Annotated in this window: 14 protein-coding genes; 11 read left to right on the top strand and 3 right to left on the bottom strand. The window is 66.6% G+C overall.

What is annotated here, in order from left to right; genetic code table 11:
- The first annotated feature begins 177 nt into the window (after positions 1 to 177).
- The 6 genes from C0R07_RS03665 to C0R07_RS03640 all read left to right on the top strand — a co-directional run bounded on the left by C0R07_RS03665 (position 178) and on the right by C0R07_RS03640 (position 6,188).
- Positions 178 to 570 (top strand): RidA family protein, encoded by a 393-nt coding sequence (locus tag C0R07_RS03665; RefSeq protein WP_102788192.1) that lies wholly within the window; start codon positions 178 to 180, stop codon positions 568 to 570.
- A 1-nt stretch (position 571) separates the two neighbouring features.
- Positions 572 to 2,683 (top strand): ATP-dependent DNA helicase RecG, encoded by a 2,112-nt coding sequence (gene recG / locus C0R07_RS03660; RefSeq protein WP_102788191.1) that lies wholly within the window; start codon positions 572 to 574, stop codon positions 2,681 to 2,683.
- An 87-nt stretch (positions 2,684 to 2,770) separates the two neighbouring features.
- The gene (locus C0R07_RS03655; RefSeq protein WP_102788190.1) at positions 2,771 to 3,706 is read left to right on the top strand and encodes a nucleoside hydrolase; all 936 of its coding nucleotides are present in this window, start codon (positions 2,771 to 2,773) and stop codon (positions 3,704 to 3,706) included.
- 112 nt (positions 3,707 to 3,818) lie between these two features.
- Complete coding sequence (locus C0R07_RS03650; RefSeq protein WP_019183873.1) at positions 3,819 to 4,079, top strand: type B 50S ribosomal protein L31; 261 nt, start codon at positions 3,819 to 3,821, stop codon at positions 4,077 to 4,079.
- Positions 4,080 to 4,305: 226 nt separating this feature from the next.
- Entirely contained in the window at positions 4,306 to 5,673 is a 1,368-nt protein-coding gene (locus C0R07_RS03645; protein WP_390329452.1) for a citrate synthase, read from the top strand.
- Between the two features lie 149 nt (positions 5,674 to 5,822).
- A complete protein-coding gene (locus C0R07_RS03640) occupies positions 5,823 to 6,188 on the top strand; it encodes a NirD/YgiW/YdeI family stress tolerance protein (RefSeq protein ID WP_070471146.1) in 366 nt (121 codons plus the stop codon).
- Positions 6,189 to 6,250: 62 nt separating this feature from the next.
- On the opposite strand, the gene C0R07_RS03635 is transcribed toward C0R07_RS03640, so the two are convergent.
- Positions 6,251 to 7,027 carry an AraC family transcriptional regulator gene (locus C0R07_RS03635; protein ID WP_070471149.1) on the bottom strand — a complete coding sequence of 259 codons (777 nt, stop codon included), beginning with the start codon at positions 7,025 to 7,027 and terminating at the stop codon, positions 6,251 to 6,253.
- Between the two features lie 96 nt (positions 7,028 to 7,123).
- Here C0R07_RS03635 and C0R07_RS03630 point away from each other — a divergent pair, with 96 nt between their 5' ends.
- A complete protein-coding gene (locus C0R07_RS03630; RefSeq protein WP_102788189.1) occupies positions 7,124 to 7,891 on the top strand; it encodes an alpha/beta fold hydrolase in 768 nt (255 codons plus the stop codon).
- An 18-nt stretch (positions 7,892 to 7,909) separates the two neighbouring features.
- Here C0R07_RS03630 and C0R07_RS03625 read toward each other — a convergent pair whose 3' ends face one another.
- Positions 7,910 to 8,557, bottom strand: coding sequence for a hypothetical protein (locus tag C0R07_RS03625; protein ID WP_102788188.1), 648 nt, complete (start codon positions 8,555 to 8,557; stop codon positions 7,910 to 7,912).
- Between the two features lie 186 nt (positions 8,558 to 8,743).
- The gene (locus C0R07_RS03620) at positions 8,744 to 11,173 is read right to left on the bottom strand and encodes a penicillin-binding protein 1A (RefSeq protein WP_070471156.1); all 2,430 of its coding nucleotides are present in this window, start codon (positions 11,171 to 11,173) and stop codon (positions 8,744 to 8,746) included.
- A 223-nt stretch (positions 11,174 to 11,396) separates the two neighbouring features.
- Here C0R07_RS03620 and C0R07_RS03615 point away from each other — a divergent pair, with 223 nt between their 5' ends.
- The 4 genes from C0R07_RS03615 to C0R07_RS03600 are packed head-to-tail and all read left to right on the top strand — an operon-like array spanning position 11,397 to position 14,489.
- Positions 11,397 to 12,455, top strand: coding sequence for a pilus assembly protein PilM (locus C0R07_RS03615; RefSeq protein WP_019183880.1), 1,059 nt, complete (start codon positions 11,397 to 11,399; stop codon positions 12,453 to 12,455).
- A complete protein-coding gene (locus C0R07_RS03610; RefSeq protein ID WP_070471158.1) occupies positions 12,455 to 13,285 on the top strand; it encodes a PilN domain-containing protein in 831 nt (276 codons plus the stop codon). The genes C0R07_RS03615 and C0R07_RS03610 overlap by 1 nt, the downstream gene beginning before the upstream one ends.
- Complete coding sequence (locus C0R07_RS03605) at positions 13,282 to 13,956, top strand: type 4a pilus biogenesis protein PilO (protein ID WP_102788187.1); 675 nt, start codon at positions 13,282 to 13,284, stop codon at positions 13,954 to 13,956. Before C0R07_RS03610 ends, C0R07_RS03605 begins: the two co-directional genes overlap by 4 nt.
- Positions 13,953 to 14,489, top strand: coding sequence for a pilus assembly protein PilP (locus tag C0R07_RS03600; RefSeq protein WP_019183883.1), 537 nt, complete (start codon positions 13,953 to 13,955; stop codon positions 14,487 to 14,489). Before C0R07_RS03605 ends, C0R07_RS03600 begins: the two co-directional genes overlap by 4 nt.
- Positions 14,490 to 14,501: the final 12 nt, after the last annotated feature.

The following is a 14,501-nucleotide window of genomic DNA, read 5'->3' as shown; positions in this document are numbered from 1 at the left end:
CAACGGTCTTCGTCATTTTCCGGCCAGCCGACCAATCGTCTTCGTCATTTTCCGGCCAGCCGACCAACGGTCGGCTCTACTAGAGATTGCGGCTTCGATTGCGGCTTCGGATGCTTCTCGGGGAGGGCGAGTCCGGCGGTACAATGGTGGGCCCATTTTTGTCCCCCTGGAGCTTCCATGTCCCGTCAGATCATTACCAGTGCCAAGGCCCCGGCGGCCATCGGTCCGTATTCGCAGGCTGTGCGTGCCGGCAATACCGTGTATTTCTCGGGCCAGATTCCGCTGGATCCGGCCACCGGTGACATCGTGGGTGCAGGCGATATCGAGGCGCAGGCGCGTCGTGCGTTCGACAACCTGAAGGCCGTGGCCGAAGAGGCCGGCGGCTCGTTGGATCAGATCGTGCGCCTGGGCCTGTACCTGACCGATCTGGGCGAGTTCGCGAAGGTCAATGCGGTCATGCAGGATTACTTCAAGGCGCCGTTCCCGGCACGTTCGACCATCGAAGTGGCGGGTCTGCCGAAGGCCGCCAACTTTGAAGTCGATGCGGTGATGGTGCTCGACCAGGCCTGACGTGGCACGGTCACGGGCTCCTGCACCGGCCCTGGCCGCGGCCGGGGAAGCATCGCTGTCGATGCTTCCCGGGATCGGCCCGGCGGTGGCCACCAAGCTGGAGGCCCGTGGCCTGTCCTCGTTGCAGGACCTGTGGCTGCACCTGCCCCTGCGTTATGAAGACCGCACCCGGCTGACCACTATCGCCCAACTGCAGCCCGGCGTGGCCGCGCAGGTGGAAGGGCGGGTCAGCGCGGTCGAACGCGGCTTCCGTGGCCGCCCAGTGCTCAAGGTCGCCATCGAAGACGACTCCTACGGCACCCTGGTGCTGCGCTTTTTCCATTTCCGCTCGCAGCAGGTGTCGCAGTTCGCCGTCGGCGCGCGCATCCGCTGCTATGGCACCGCCAAGCCCGGCCATACCGGGCTGGAGATCGTCCACCCCAGTTACCGGGTGATGGGCGTCAACGACGATGACGATCTTGGCGACAGCCTCGACCCGGTCTACCCGGCCATCGAAGGCGTCGGCCCGGCCACCCTGCGCAAGTTCATCGGGCTGGCGTTGGACCGGTTGCCGGAAGAATCCACGCTGGAACTGGTGCCGCCGGGCTGGCTGTCCGGCATGGGCCTGCCGTCGCTGCGCAGCGCGCTGCTGACCGTGCACCGGCCGCCGCCGACGGCCGACTTGGCCGCGCTGGCCGCCGGCCGCCACCCGGCACAGCGCCGCCTGGCCATCGAAGAACTGCTGGCCCACCACCTCAGCCTGCGCCGCCAGCGCATGGCGCTGCAGGCCCATCACGCGCCTTCGCTGCGCGGGCAGGGCGCGTTGGTGGCCCAGCTGCGCGACAGCCTGCCGTTCCAGTTGACCGGTGCGCAGCAGCGCGTGTTCGAGCAGATCCGCAAGGACTTGGCCAAGGCGCATCCGATGCTGCGGCTGGTGCAGGGCGATGTCGGCTCGGGCAAGACCGTGGTCGCCGCCCTGGCGGCGATGCTGGCGGTGGAGCGGGGCAAGCAGGTCGCGCTGGCCGCGCCGACCGAACTGCTGGCCGAGCAGCACATGAACAATCTTCGCGCCTGGCTGGCACCGCTGGGCGTGCGCACCGCATGGCTGGCCGGCAAGGTCACCGGCAAGGCGCGCGCCAAGGTGCTGGCCGAGGTCGCCTCGGGCGAGGCGCAGGTGGTGGTCGGCACGCACGCGCTGATGCAGGAAAGCGTGGTGTTCAAGGACCTGGCGCTGGCGATCGTCGATGAGCAGCACCGCTTCGGTGTGCATCAACGCCTGGCCCTGCGCGACAAGGGCGCCGACGGACGCAGCGTGCCGCACCAGCTGGTGATGACGGCCACGCCGATTCCGCGCACGTTGGCGATGTCCGAGTACGCCGATCTGGACGTGTCGGCCATCGACGAACTGCCCCCCGGGCGCACGCCGGTGCAGACCGTGGCGCTCAACAACGACCGTCGCCCGGAGCTGATCGAACGCATCGCGGTGGCGTGCCGCGAAGGCCAGCAGGTGTACTGGGTCTGCACGCTGATCGAAGAAAGCGAAGAACTCGATGCCACGCCGGCCCAGGCCACGTTCGAATCGCTGCAGGCGTTGTTGCCCGGCGTGCGCGTCGGGCTCGTGCACGGGCGGCTGAAGGCGAGCGAGAAGCTGGCCACGATGGTTGCCTTCAAGGCCGGCGAGATCGATCTGCTGGTCGCCACCACCGTGATCGAAGTGGGCGTGGACGTGCCCAATGCGTCGTTGATGATCATCGAGAACGCCGAGCGCCTCGGGCTGGCCCAGCTGCACCAGCTGCGCGGCCGGGTAGGGCGCGGCTCGGCGGTGTCGCGCTGCGTGCTGCTGTACCAGGCGCCGCTGTCGAACATGGCGCGCGAGCGGCTGGAGACGATGCGGCAGACCAACGATGGTTTCCTGATCGCGGAGAAGGACCTGGAACTGCGTGGCCCCGGCGAACTGCTGGGGACGCGGCAGACCGGCCTGGCCGGGTTCCGCATGGCCGATCTGGCCCGCGATGCGGACCTGCTCCCGGGCGTGCACGATCTGGCCGAGCGGCTGCTGGCGGAGGCGCCTGACGTGGCCGACCAGGTGGTGCGGCGCTGGATCGGCACGGCCGTGCGCTACGCGTCGGCATGACGCCTTGCCGCAGGGCGCCAAGGGCACCGCCTTGTATTTGTCATGGCGGGGTGCGAAAGTCCCTTGCCGATTATCAAGACGGCAACGATGACCAAGAAGATTCCGCTGTTGATCGACACCGATCCGGGTGTCGATGACGCCCTGGCCCTGTTGATGGCCTTCGCCGATGAGCGCCACGATATCGTTGGCCTGACCATCGCCGCCGGCAACGTAGGCCTGGACCACACGGTCCGCAATGCCCTGAAGCTGTGCGAAGTGGCTGGCCGTGACGACGTGCCGGTCTACGCCGGTACCGCCGACCCGCTGCTGCACCCCTCCGTCGATGCCGCCCATGTGCATGGCGCCGACGGCTTTGGCGATGTGAACCTGCCGGCCGCCAAGCGCCAGGCCGAAGCCGAGCACGCCGCGCTGGCGATCCTGCGCCTGTCGCACCAGTACGCCGGCGAGCTGTTCCTGGTCGCCCTGGGTCCGCTGACCAACCTGGCCCTGGCCCTCAAGCTCGACCCGACCCTGCCGCAGCGCGTGAAGCGCTTCCTGGTGATGGGCGGGGCAGTGACCTGTCACGGCAACATCACCCCGGCGGCCGAGTTCAACATCGCCTTCGACCCCGAAGCGGCGCACGTCGTGTTCACCGGCTTCCCGCACATCGAAGTGGCCGACTGGGAGGCCACCGTCGCCCACGGCCTGCTGCACGCCGATGTCGAGAAGTGGCTGGCCGCCGACACCGACAAGGCCCGCTTCTACGAGCTGATTTCGCGCCAGACCCGCCTGTGGTCCGAAGACAGCCGCGGCGAGCGCTGGTTCGCCGCCGATGCCCTGGCCATGGCCTGGGCGCTGCAGCCCGAAGGCGCCCTGCGGGTCGAATCGCGTCCCCTGAACGTCGAACTGGCCGGCGTGCACAGCCGAGGTGCTACCATTGTCGACTGGAACCGCCAGACCGGGCAGCCTGACAACACTCAGCTGCTGATGGCCTACGACCAGGGTCGCTTCGAGGCCCAGGTGAGGGCGGCACTCGGCGTCTGATGACGCCGCTGCGGCGGACCTTTCGCACGGTTGATGGACCCGGCTTGCCCTTTGCGGCGGCCGGGACTATAATGCCGCTCTTGACCACCAGCCCTTATTACGGTGCGCGCCCATGAAGGCCGATATTCATCCTGCTTACCGCGACGTGGTTTTCCACGACGTTACCTCTGATTTCAAGATCCTGACCCGTTCGACCATGTCCACCAAGGACACGATCAAGTGGGAAGACGGCAACGAGTATCCGCTCGTCAAGGTTGAAATCTCCTCGGCTTCGCATCCGTTCTACACGGGCAAGCACAAGGTGATCGACACCAGCGGCCGTATCGACAAGTTCCAGAAGCGTTTCGGCAAGCCGGCGCCGACCGCGGCCTGAGCTGTCAACGCAGCTGCATGAAAACAACGGTCGCCTTGGCGGCCGTTGTTTTTTGTTGTTTCCGGATTGCTGAACGCCAGGTGAGGCCCGTGCGCCCCGCCGACGGAACGCTGTGTCCGTGATCGGGCGCCATGCCTTGGGGCGGCTGCAACAGCGCCTTCGCCGCGCCCCGGAACCTGCGTCTACGACTTCCGTCCTAGGGCGTCGAAAATGTTGCTGTGCGATAATGGCGGGATCCACGATAACGATCGTGGACTTCCTTCACGTGCCTGACCCATGCGCTTGGGCGGGCGCCTTCCCTCGAGGAGCGCACACAGTGTCCGATCTTGATCAGGTCACGCTCAACGCCGGCGACAAGTCGGTTGTTCTGCCAGTCATCAAACCCACGCTCGGCAACGATTGCGTCGATATCTCGAAGCTGACCAAGGAAACCGGTCTCTTCACGTACGACTCCGGCTTCACCGCCACCGCCAGCTGCAAGTCCGCCATCACCTACATCGACGGTGACAAGGGCGTGCTGCTGTATCGCGGCTATCCCATCGAGCAGCTCTCGGAAAAGTCGAGCTACGTCGAAGTGGCCTACCTGCTGATCAACGGCGAGCGTCCGAGCGCCGAGCAGCTGAAGGCCTTCACCGACGAGCTGGCCGCCGAGGCCGATGTGGATCCGTCGATCAACACGCTGATCGGCAGCTTCGCCAAGGATGCCCATCCGATGGCCATCCTGACCGCCGCCATCGCGCAGCTGTCGGGCATCTACCACGCCTCGCTGGATCTGTCCGACGCCGAACAGCGTCGCCACGCCGCCGTGCGCCTGATCGCCAAGGTGCCGACCCTGTCGGCCCTGATCTACCGCCACGGCAAGGGCCTGCCGGCCAACAAGCCGGACACCTCGCTGGATTACGTCAGCCGCTTCCTGAAGCAGACCTTCGAGTCGGCCGATGGCCAGTACGAGCTGAACCAGGACGTGGTCAAGGCGCTGGATCTGCTGTTCATCCTGCACGCCGATCATGAGCAGAACGCCTCGACCTCGACCGTGCGTCTCGTCGGTTCGACGGGTGCCAACCCGTACGCGTCGGTCGCCGCTGGCGTCACCGCGCTGTGGGGTCCGGCCCACGGCGGTGCCAACGAAGCCGTGCTGAAGATGCTCGAAGAGATCGGTTCGGCCGACAACGTCGAGTCCGCCGTGCTCAAGGCCAAGGACAAGACCTCCGGCTTCCGCCTGATGGGCTTTGGCCACCGCGTGTACAAGAACTTCGACCCGCGCGCCAAGGTCATCGGTGTGATGACCGGCAAGGTGCTGGAACAGCTGGGCGTGCAGGATCCGCTGCTGGACGTGGCCGTCAAGCTGGAGCAGGCCGCGCTGCAGGATGACTACTTCGTCGCCCGCAAGCTGTACCCGAACGTCGATTTCTACAGCGGCATCATCTACAAGGCGCTGCAGATCCCGACCGAAATGTTCACCGTCATGTTCGCCCTGGGCCGTACCTCCGGCTGGGTCGCCCATTGGCTGGAACAGCAGGTCGATCCGGAAATGAAGATCGGTCGTCCGCGCCAGGTCTACACCGGCAGCGACGTGCGTGACTACCAGGGCTGATCGCCCCGGCAGGTTGTGATGAAAACGCCCCGCACTGCGGGGCGTTTTTTTTGGGCGCCGCCGGTCACCTCTTTTCGTACTTCTTGCATGGGCCTCACTTCGATCGAGGTACAACCTTGGCGGTCACCCTCACGCCCATGGAGTCCCTCATGAATCGTCTGATCGCCGTAGTCCTCATCGCCGCACCGCTGAGCGTGGTCAGCGCCGGCGCACATGCCCAGTACACCGGCCCTGGCGCAACCAGCGCGGTCACCACCGTCGCCGAAGCACGCGACCAGCGCGATGACCAGCCCGTCGTACTGCAGGGCACGCTGATCGCCAAGATCGGCCACGAACGCTATCGCTTCAAGGATGCCACCGGCGAGATCGACGTCGAGATCGATGACAAGGATCTGCCCGACCGGCAGCCCGTCAGCGCGACGACCGTGGTGGAGCTGCAGGGAGAAGTCGATACGCATCGCTTCAAGCCCACCGATATCGATGTGGAGCATGTGCGGATCATCGGCACGCGCTGATTCTCCTGCACCGTCGGATGCCCCGCATTGCGGGGCGTTTGGCCTTCAGCGCATGGTGATCGTCAGCGTGCTTCCGCGTAACGGCTGGGCGATTCCCCCAGCACGCGGCGGAACGCCGACGAAAACGCGCTTGGGCTGGCGTATCCCAGATCCAGTGCGATCCGCGTGACCGGCTGCCCGGCACCCAGGCGTTCGATCGCGGCGAGCAGGCACACCTGCTGGCGCCATTCGGCAAAGCCCACCCCGGTGTCCGCGCGGAACTGGCGGGTGAACGTGCGCCGGCTCATGCCCGCCTCGGCGGCGACCTCATCGAGCGAGGCGGCGATCGAGGGCGCATCGAACAGCTGCTGGCAGGTGCGCACAAGGCGCGGGTCGCGGGGCAGCGGTGCATGCAGTGACAGGCGTGGCATCGCGGCGATCTCCGCGACCAGCAGCTGCATCAGCCGACCGCCGCGACCGTCCAGGTCGTACATCGCCGGCAGGTCGACCGCATCGTCCATCAGGTGCCGCAGCAGCGCCGATACGGCATACACGCCGCAGCGCGCAGGCAACCGGACCGCCGCCACTTCGTCCGCTGCCACGAACACATTGAGCATCGTGACCGGGCCACGCATCGCCATGGCGTGGGCGACGCCTGCGGGCACCCAGCAGGCACGCTGCGGTGGTACCAGCCAGCGTCCCTCGGGTGTGGTGAGGCTGATGGTGCCGCGCGAGGCAAACGCGAACTGACCGCGCCGGTGCGCGTGATCGGGGAAGACGGATCCGGCGGCGTAGTCGTTGGCGGTGACCACCACGGCGCGAGGTAGATCTTCAAAGGGATCGAGCAGGGTATTGCGCATGGCCCGGATTCTATCGCCATCGGCCTGATATCGACGGCGGGCCACGCGCAGTCGACCTAACATCGCGGCCCGACCTCACGTCCGCACGGTGCAGCCATGCCCACTACTACCTTTCATCGCGTCGGCACTGGCGCCCATCCTGTCCTGGTCCTGCATGGCTGGTTTGGTGACGCCCACGCCTTCGAACCGATCGAGCCATGGCTGTCCGGCGAGGCGTTCAGCTACCTCTTCATGGATTGCCGCGGCTACGGTGGCATGCACGGGGTGCCCGGTGACTACACGATCGACGAGATCGCCAATGACGCGCTGACCTTGGCCGACACGCTGGGCATCGCGACCTTCAGCCTGGTCGGGCATTCGATGGGTGGCATGGCCATCGAGCGGATCGCGGTGCTCGCCCCGGATCGCGTGCGCGCGCTGGTCGCCGTGGCACCCGTGCCGTGCGGTGGCATCGCCTACGATTCGCCCGCGCGGCAGGTGCTTGAAGCGGCCGCAGGCAGCGTGAGCATCCGTCGGGGCATCATCGATCGCAGCACCGGTGGGCGGTTGCCCGCCGCGTGGCTGGACTGGAAGGCGCAGTACTCGATGGCGCACGCGTCGCCGGAGGCATTCGCGGCGTACTTCCCGGCCTGGGCGGACACGGACTTCAGCATGGAGATCATCGGCCGACATCCGGTGAAGGTGCTGATCGGTGAGCATGATCCCGTGTTCAACGCGGCCCTCATGGACAGGACCTACCTGCACCGCTATCGGCAGGCGACCCTGGAGGTGCTGGAGAATGCGGGTCACTACCCGATGAACGAAACGCCGCTGGCCCTGGTCGCGGCGATCGAGCGCTTTCTGGTCAAGTTCGCCGAGGCCTGAAGGAGGCCGGGCGTCGTTTCAGCGACCGCCCAGATAACCCTCGATCTCGCCGTCCGCCAGCAGCTCACGCAGCTGCGTGGCCGACGCGCGCCGCATCGGCTTCTCGTCGATCGCCGAGAGCGGCGGCTGGCGCAGGCCGTCATACGGCAGCACGGCGATGTCGAAGGTCAGGTCTTCGGCGCTGAACACCCAGACCGGCGCATCCAGGCTGCGCTCGCGGTCCAGCCGCAGCCGGCGCGTCCGTGATTCGGCCGGAATGCCGTGCTCATCGAGATAGCGCTGCACGGCATCGGCATCGTCGCTGTGCACCTGCAGCTGCACGGGACTGTTGGCATCGGCGGTGCCATCGAGCACCGGGCCGCACAGGCGCGGCGAGAACGCCTTGAGGAACTCCATCGCGCGCAGGGCGGCCTCGCGGCGCTGGCGCAGCTGCGCACCGTGGTCGGCACCGGCAAACAGGCGCTGGTACTCACGCAGGGCGTCTTCGATCTCGGTGTTGCGGGGCAGGGAGGCATCGTCATGGATGCCGAGCCGTGTCGCGGCCTTGAGCTTGGCCTGGTGGTAATCGCGGATGCCGCCCTCGGCCATCAGGCGGGCGGCCTCATGCGCCAACTGGTGGCGGCGCTCACGGGTCTGCTTGGCTGCATGCTGACGGGCTCGATGCATGACCGGTACTCCTTGGCGACCTGCACGGCAATGTACACCGGCGATGTGACAGGCGGGTAGAGCCACGCCATGCGTGGCTGTGCCTGCGATCAGGGATTGCGTGCAGCCACCCATGGGGTGGCTCTACCGGGCGATGGGGCGGACGATACGCAGGAGGGGGGCGCCGGGCGTACCCGGCGCACGCAGTCAGAAGATATCGAACGCGGCGTCGTCGGCCTGCGGGGTGTGGCTGTTGAAGTCGTACTCCTCCAGCTTCTCCATGTCTTCGACCTTGACCCACTCGGTGGCGCCGTTGAGCGTGGCCTGGACCATGCCCGACGGCGGCTCGTTCTGTGCGATCGGCGTGTCCTTGAGCGCCACGCGCATGTACTCGATCCAGATCGGCAGGGCGGCGCGGCCGCCGTATTCGCGGTAGCCGAGCGAGCGGAAGTCGTCGCGGCCGACCCACACGGTGGTCGCGTACGGGCCACCGAAACCGGAGAACCAGGCATCGCGGTGATCGTTGGTCGAGCCGGTCTTGCCGCCCACGTCCTCGCGGCCGAGCACCTTGGCCGCGGTGCCGGTGCCGCGCTGGACCACGTCGCGCATCATCGAGTTCAGCTGGTACGCGGTACGCGCATCGATCGCGCGCGGCGCGACCTTGGCATCCGGGTTGACCGGCACCGGGCCCGGTGCCTCGGCAGCGGCGGTCGCCTGCTGGGGCTTGGCCGGTGCGGTGTTTGCCGCCGGCGCGGAGCCGAAGTTGAAGCCGTCCACCACCTGGCTGACCGGCACGCCGCTGTTGCCGGCGCAATCGCGGCAGGCAACAGCCGGGTTTTCCTTGAACACTTCCACGCCATCACGGTCGGTGACCCGATCGATCAGCCAGGTATCGACCCGCGAGCCGCCGTTGGCGAACACCGCGTAACCGCGGGCCACCGAGAGCGGGGTCAGCGACGCGGTGCCCAGCGACATCGACAGGTTCGGCGGCAGCTCGGCCTCGGCGAAGCCGAATTCGCTGATGTACTTGCGCGCGTAATCCACGCCCATGCCGTCGAGCAGGCGCACCGAGACCAGGTTGCGCGACTGCACCAGCGCTTCACGCAGGCGCATCGGGCCACGGAAGCCGCCGCCATCGTTCTGCGGCGACCAGGTCTTGCCGCGGCGGTCGCGGAACACGACCGGGGCGTCGAGCACGATCGAGGCCGGGTTGAAGCCCTTGTCGAAGGCCGCCGCGTAGATGAAGGGCTTGAAGCTCGAGCCCGGCTGGCGGCGCGCCTGGGTGGCGCGGTTGAACTTGTTGCCCGAGAAGCTGAAGCCACCGACCAACGCTTTCAGTGCGCCGTTTTCGGCATCCAGCGAGACCAGCGCAGCCTGGCCGCGCGGGATCTGGTCGAGCAGCCACTCGCCTTCTTTCTCGCCGGCGCGCACGCGCACGATGTCGCCGCGGGTGACCAGTTTGGCCGGAGTCTTGTTGGTCCAGCGCGCGGCGTTGGCCGGCAGCACCACTTCGCTGCGGTTGCCCAGCACCACGGTGGCGCTGCCATCGGCCGCGGTGGTGGCGACGATCGCCGGCAGCAGGCCGGTCTGCGCCGGAATGCCGGACAGCTTGGTGGCCAGCGCGGCGGCGTCGGCGTCGGCCGGGACCTCCACGTGCTGCTCCACCCCGTGCCAACCGTGGCGGTGGTCGTAGGCCAGCAGGCCGTCGCGCACCGAGAGGTTGGCTGCGGTCTGCAGTTCGGCGTTGATCGTGGTGGTCACGTGGTAACCCTTGTTGACCACGTCGCCGCCGAAGCGGGCGATCATTTCCTGGCGGACCAGCTCGGCCACGTACGGGGCCTCCACCTGCAGCGGCGGCTCATGCGCGGTGGCGTGCATCGGCACGGCCTTGGCCGCGTCGGCCTCGGCCTGGGAGATGAAGCCCAGGTTGGCCATGCGCTGCAGCACATAGAAGTCGCGGCGCTCGCGGGCGCGCTCGGGGTTGCTGAGCGGGTTGCCGCTGGAGGGGAACTTGGGGATGCCGGCCAGCGAGGCCATTTCGTCCAGGTCCAGCTCGCCCAGCTTCTTGCCGTAGTAGAACTCGGCCGCGGCGGCCACGCCGTAGGCGCGGTTGCCGAAGAAGCTCTTGTTGAGATACAGCTCGAAGATCTCGTCCTTGCTCAGCTCGCTCTCGATCTTCCGCGCCAGCAGGATCTCGGCCAGCTTGCGGGTGTAGCTGTACTCCGAGCTCAGGAAGAACTGGCGGGCGACCTGCTGGGTGATGGTCGAACCACCGGGCACGCGCTTGTCGTTGGTGGTGGCCAGCAGCCACACCGCGCGGCCGATGCCCTTGTAGTCCACGCCGCCGTGCTCGTAGAAGCGCGCGTCCTCGGTGGCCAGGAAGGCCTGCTTGAGGCGCTCGGGGACGTCCTTCATGGTGATGGGGGTGCGCCGGGTCTCGCCGAACACCGCCATCAGCTTGCCATCGCTGGCATAGACGTACATGGGCTCCTGCATCTCGACGTCGCGCAGGGTCTGCACGTCCGGGAGCTTGGAGGAGACGGCGTAGTAAAGGCCGCCGGCAACCGCGGCGCCGATCAATGCCAGGACCAGGAACGCGACCAGCATCCAGCGCAGCCAACGGCGAAGACGTGTCATCAGTGACAGATTCCGATTGCGAATTTCGTGGTCGCAGAGTATAGATTACGCAAGGGAACGGCTGGGGGTGTTCCCGGGGAGAGCAGTCGATCACCGTCTGGGGACGCGTGAAACGAGCAGTGATGCCCGTTTTACAGCTTGACGGTTGCGATTTGCAAAAAAAACGTTATTAATGCGCGGTCGCAGGTTCTGCGTCCAAGTGCCCATCGGCAGGGGAGAAACCGTGGGGCTTATCCCAAAAAGCCAGTCGCCTCTTATCGGCGTCGATATCAGCTCGACTGCAGTAAAGCTGTTGCAGTTATCCCGCAGCGGCAATCGTTTCCGCGTGGAACATTACGCCGTGGAACCACTCCCGCCGAATGCGGTCGTGGAAAAGAACATCGTGGAGGTCGAAGCGGTCGGGGAGGCCATTCGACGTGCCGTGAACCGCTCCGGAACCAAGGCACGCCATGCGGCGGCAGCCGTGGCCGGGTCGGCCGTGATCACCAAGCTGATCCCGATGCCCGCCGACCTGGATGAGAACGACATGGAAGCCCAGGTCGAGCTCGAGGCGGTCAACTACATCCCGTACCCGATCGAGGAAGTGAACCTCGACTTCGAAGTGCTGGGTGCGATTCCGAATAACCCGGAAATGGTCCAGGTGCTGCTGGCCGCCTCGCGTTCAGAGAACGTCGAGCTGCGCCAGTCGGCACTGGAGCTGGGCGGGCTGGTGGCGCGGGTCATGGACGTGGAGGCCTTCGCGGTCGAGAACGCCTTTGCCCTGGTCGCCAGCGAGCTGCCGGTGGCCAGTGATGGCGTGGTCGCGCTGGTGGACATCGGCGCCACCATGACCACCCTGAATGTCCTGCGTGGCGGCCGCAGCCTGTACAGCCGCGAACAGGTGTTCGGCGGCAAGCAGCTGACCGACGAAGTGATGCGCCGTTACGGGCTGACCTACGAAGAGGCCGGCCTGGCCAAGCGCCAGGGCGGGCTGCCGGAAAGCTACGAGATGGAAGTGCTCGAGCCGTTCAAGGAAGCCACGGTCCAGCAGATCAGTCGCCTGCTGCAGTTCTTCTATGCAGGCAGCGAGTTCAACCGGGTCGACCACATCGTGCTCGCCGGCGGCTGCGCGGCCCTGACCGGCCTGCCGGACATGGTGGAAGAGCAGCTGGGCGTGGCCACTGTGGTGGCCAACCCGCTGGCACAGATGACCCTGGGCCCGAAGGTGCAGGCACACGCCCTGGCCCAGGACGCCCCGGCGCTGATGATCGCCACCGGTCTGGCCCTGAGGAGCTTTGACTGATGGCGCGCATCAATTTATTGCCCTGGCGCGCCGAGCGGCGCAAGCAACGCCAGCGCGACTTCTACGCGATGCTCGGTGCCGCCGCCATCGGCGGTCTGCTGCTGTCGCTGTTGATCTGGTTCTATTACGACCGCCAGGTCAGCGGGCAGGTGGATCGCAACACCTTCCTGCAGGCCGAGATCGACAAGGTCAAGGAGCAGAACAAGGAAATCGAGCGCCTGGACCGCCAGAAGGACCGCCTGCTGGCACGCAAGGGCGTGATCGAGGAACTGCAGGCCAAGCGCTCGCAGATGGTGCATCTGTTCGATGCGCTGGTGCGGACCATTCCGGACGGGGTGGTGCTGACCACGCTCAAGCAGGAAGGCGACGTGCTGACCCTGGAAGGGCGCACGCAGTCCAATGCGCGCGTCAGTGCCTACATGCGCAACCTGGAAAGCTCGGGCTGGATGACCAACCCGGAGCTGTCGATCATCGAGGCCAAGGCGCCGGACAAGGAGAAGACCTCCACCGCCCCGGGGCAGCTGCTGGACATCAAGTCCCTGCCGTACATGTTCGTGGTCAAGGTGAACCTGCCCGCACAGAGCGATGCCGCCCTGTCCGCGGATGGTTCTGTGGTCGATACCACCGCCGCCGCCGCGCCGGTTGCCCCGGTCGCCCCGCTGTCCGCCGCCCCGGCCGCGCCATCGCAGGATCCGGCCGCCGCACCGGCAGGGTCGGCCGCTTCGGACGCCGCCGCACCGGCCAAGCCGGCCGGTAGCCGCATTGTTCCGACCACGCCGCCCGCACCTCCGCCGGCGCCTGCCAATGCGCCGGAGGGGAGCCAGCAATGAGCCAGAAAATCAACCTCAAAGAGCTGGATTTCAACAACATCGGCAACTGGCCGCAGCAGGCCAAGGTTGTGTTCTGCTTCGTCCTCGCCCTGTTCATCGTGGTCATGGGCTGGTTCCTGCTGATCAGCGGCAAGCGCGACGAACTCTCGGCCCTGGTCAACAAGGAAGCCGAGCTGCGCACCGAGTTCGAGAAAGAGCAGGGCCGTGCCGTCAATCTGGAGCCGCTCAAGCAGCAGCTGACCCAGATGGAGCAGGTGCTGCAGCAGATGCTGCGCCAGTTGCCCAGCAAGACCGAAATGCCGGATCTGATCATCGACATCTCGCAGACGGCGCTCTCCAGCGGGCTGGCCAACGAGCTGTTCCAGCCCGGTGCCGAGCAGCCCAAGGAGTTCTACGCAGAAAAGCCGATCGCCCTGCGCATGGTGGGCAGTTACCACCAGTTCGGTGCCTTCGTCAGTGGCGTGGCCTCGCTGCCGCGCGTGGTCATCCTGACCATGCACGACATCAACCTGAAGCCCAAGGATCCCAAGACCGGCATCACCGCCCGCAGCGGTGCGCTGGAGTTGTCCGGAACGGTCAAGACCTACCGTTACCTGGATGACGTGGAGATGGAAGCCCAGGAGAAAGCCGCTGCCGAGCAGGAAAAGGCCGCCAAGGGAGGCCGGAAATGAGCCGCTTGAACCCGACCGCACGGGTATGCGGCCTGTTGGGCGTGGTGCTGCTGGCCGGCTGCGCCCGCGGCGTGACCAGCACGCCCGGCGATGCACCGAACCTGGAAAAGTGGGTGGCCGACGTGCGTGCACGCCCGGCACCGCCGCTGGAACCGTTGCCGGTGATGCAGCAGTTCGAGACGTTTGAGTATTCCGCGCAGGGGATGCGCGACCCGTTCACCGACGCCTGGACCAATCCGCAAGGGGGATCGGGGCTGCGTCCGGATCCGAACCGCCGCAAGGAGCCGCTGGAAGATTTCCCGCTGGACAGCCTGGACATGGTGGGTTCGATCGGCCGTGGGGGCGGACTCGTCGTGCTGGTGATGGCACCGGACAAGGTCACCTATCGGGTGCGTCCGGGCGTCTATCTGGGGCAGAGCGACGGGCGGGTGACCGGGGTCTTCGAGGACCGGATTGAGCTGATTGAACTGGTGCCGGATGGCGCGGGTGGCTGGCTGGAACGGCCGGCAACGCTCGCGCTTGAAGATCAATGAATGATTATGGGG

This window comes from Stenotrophomonas bentonitica (assembly GCF_002887735.1).
GTDB lineage: Bacteria > Pseudomonadota > Gammaproteobacteria > Xanthomonadales > Xanthomonadaceae > Stenotrophomonas > Stenotrophomonas bentonitica_A.
Note: the sequence above shows the minus strand (reverse complement) of the source record. Positions and strands in the feature narration are given on the sequence as shown.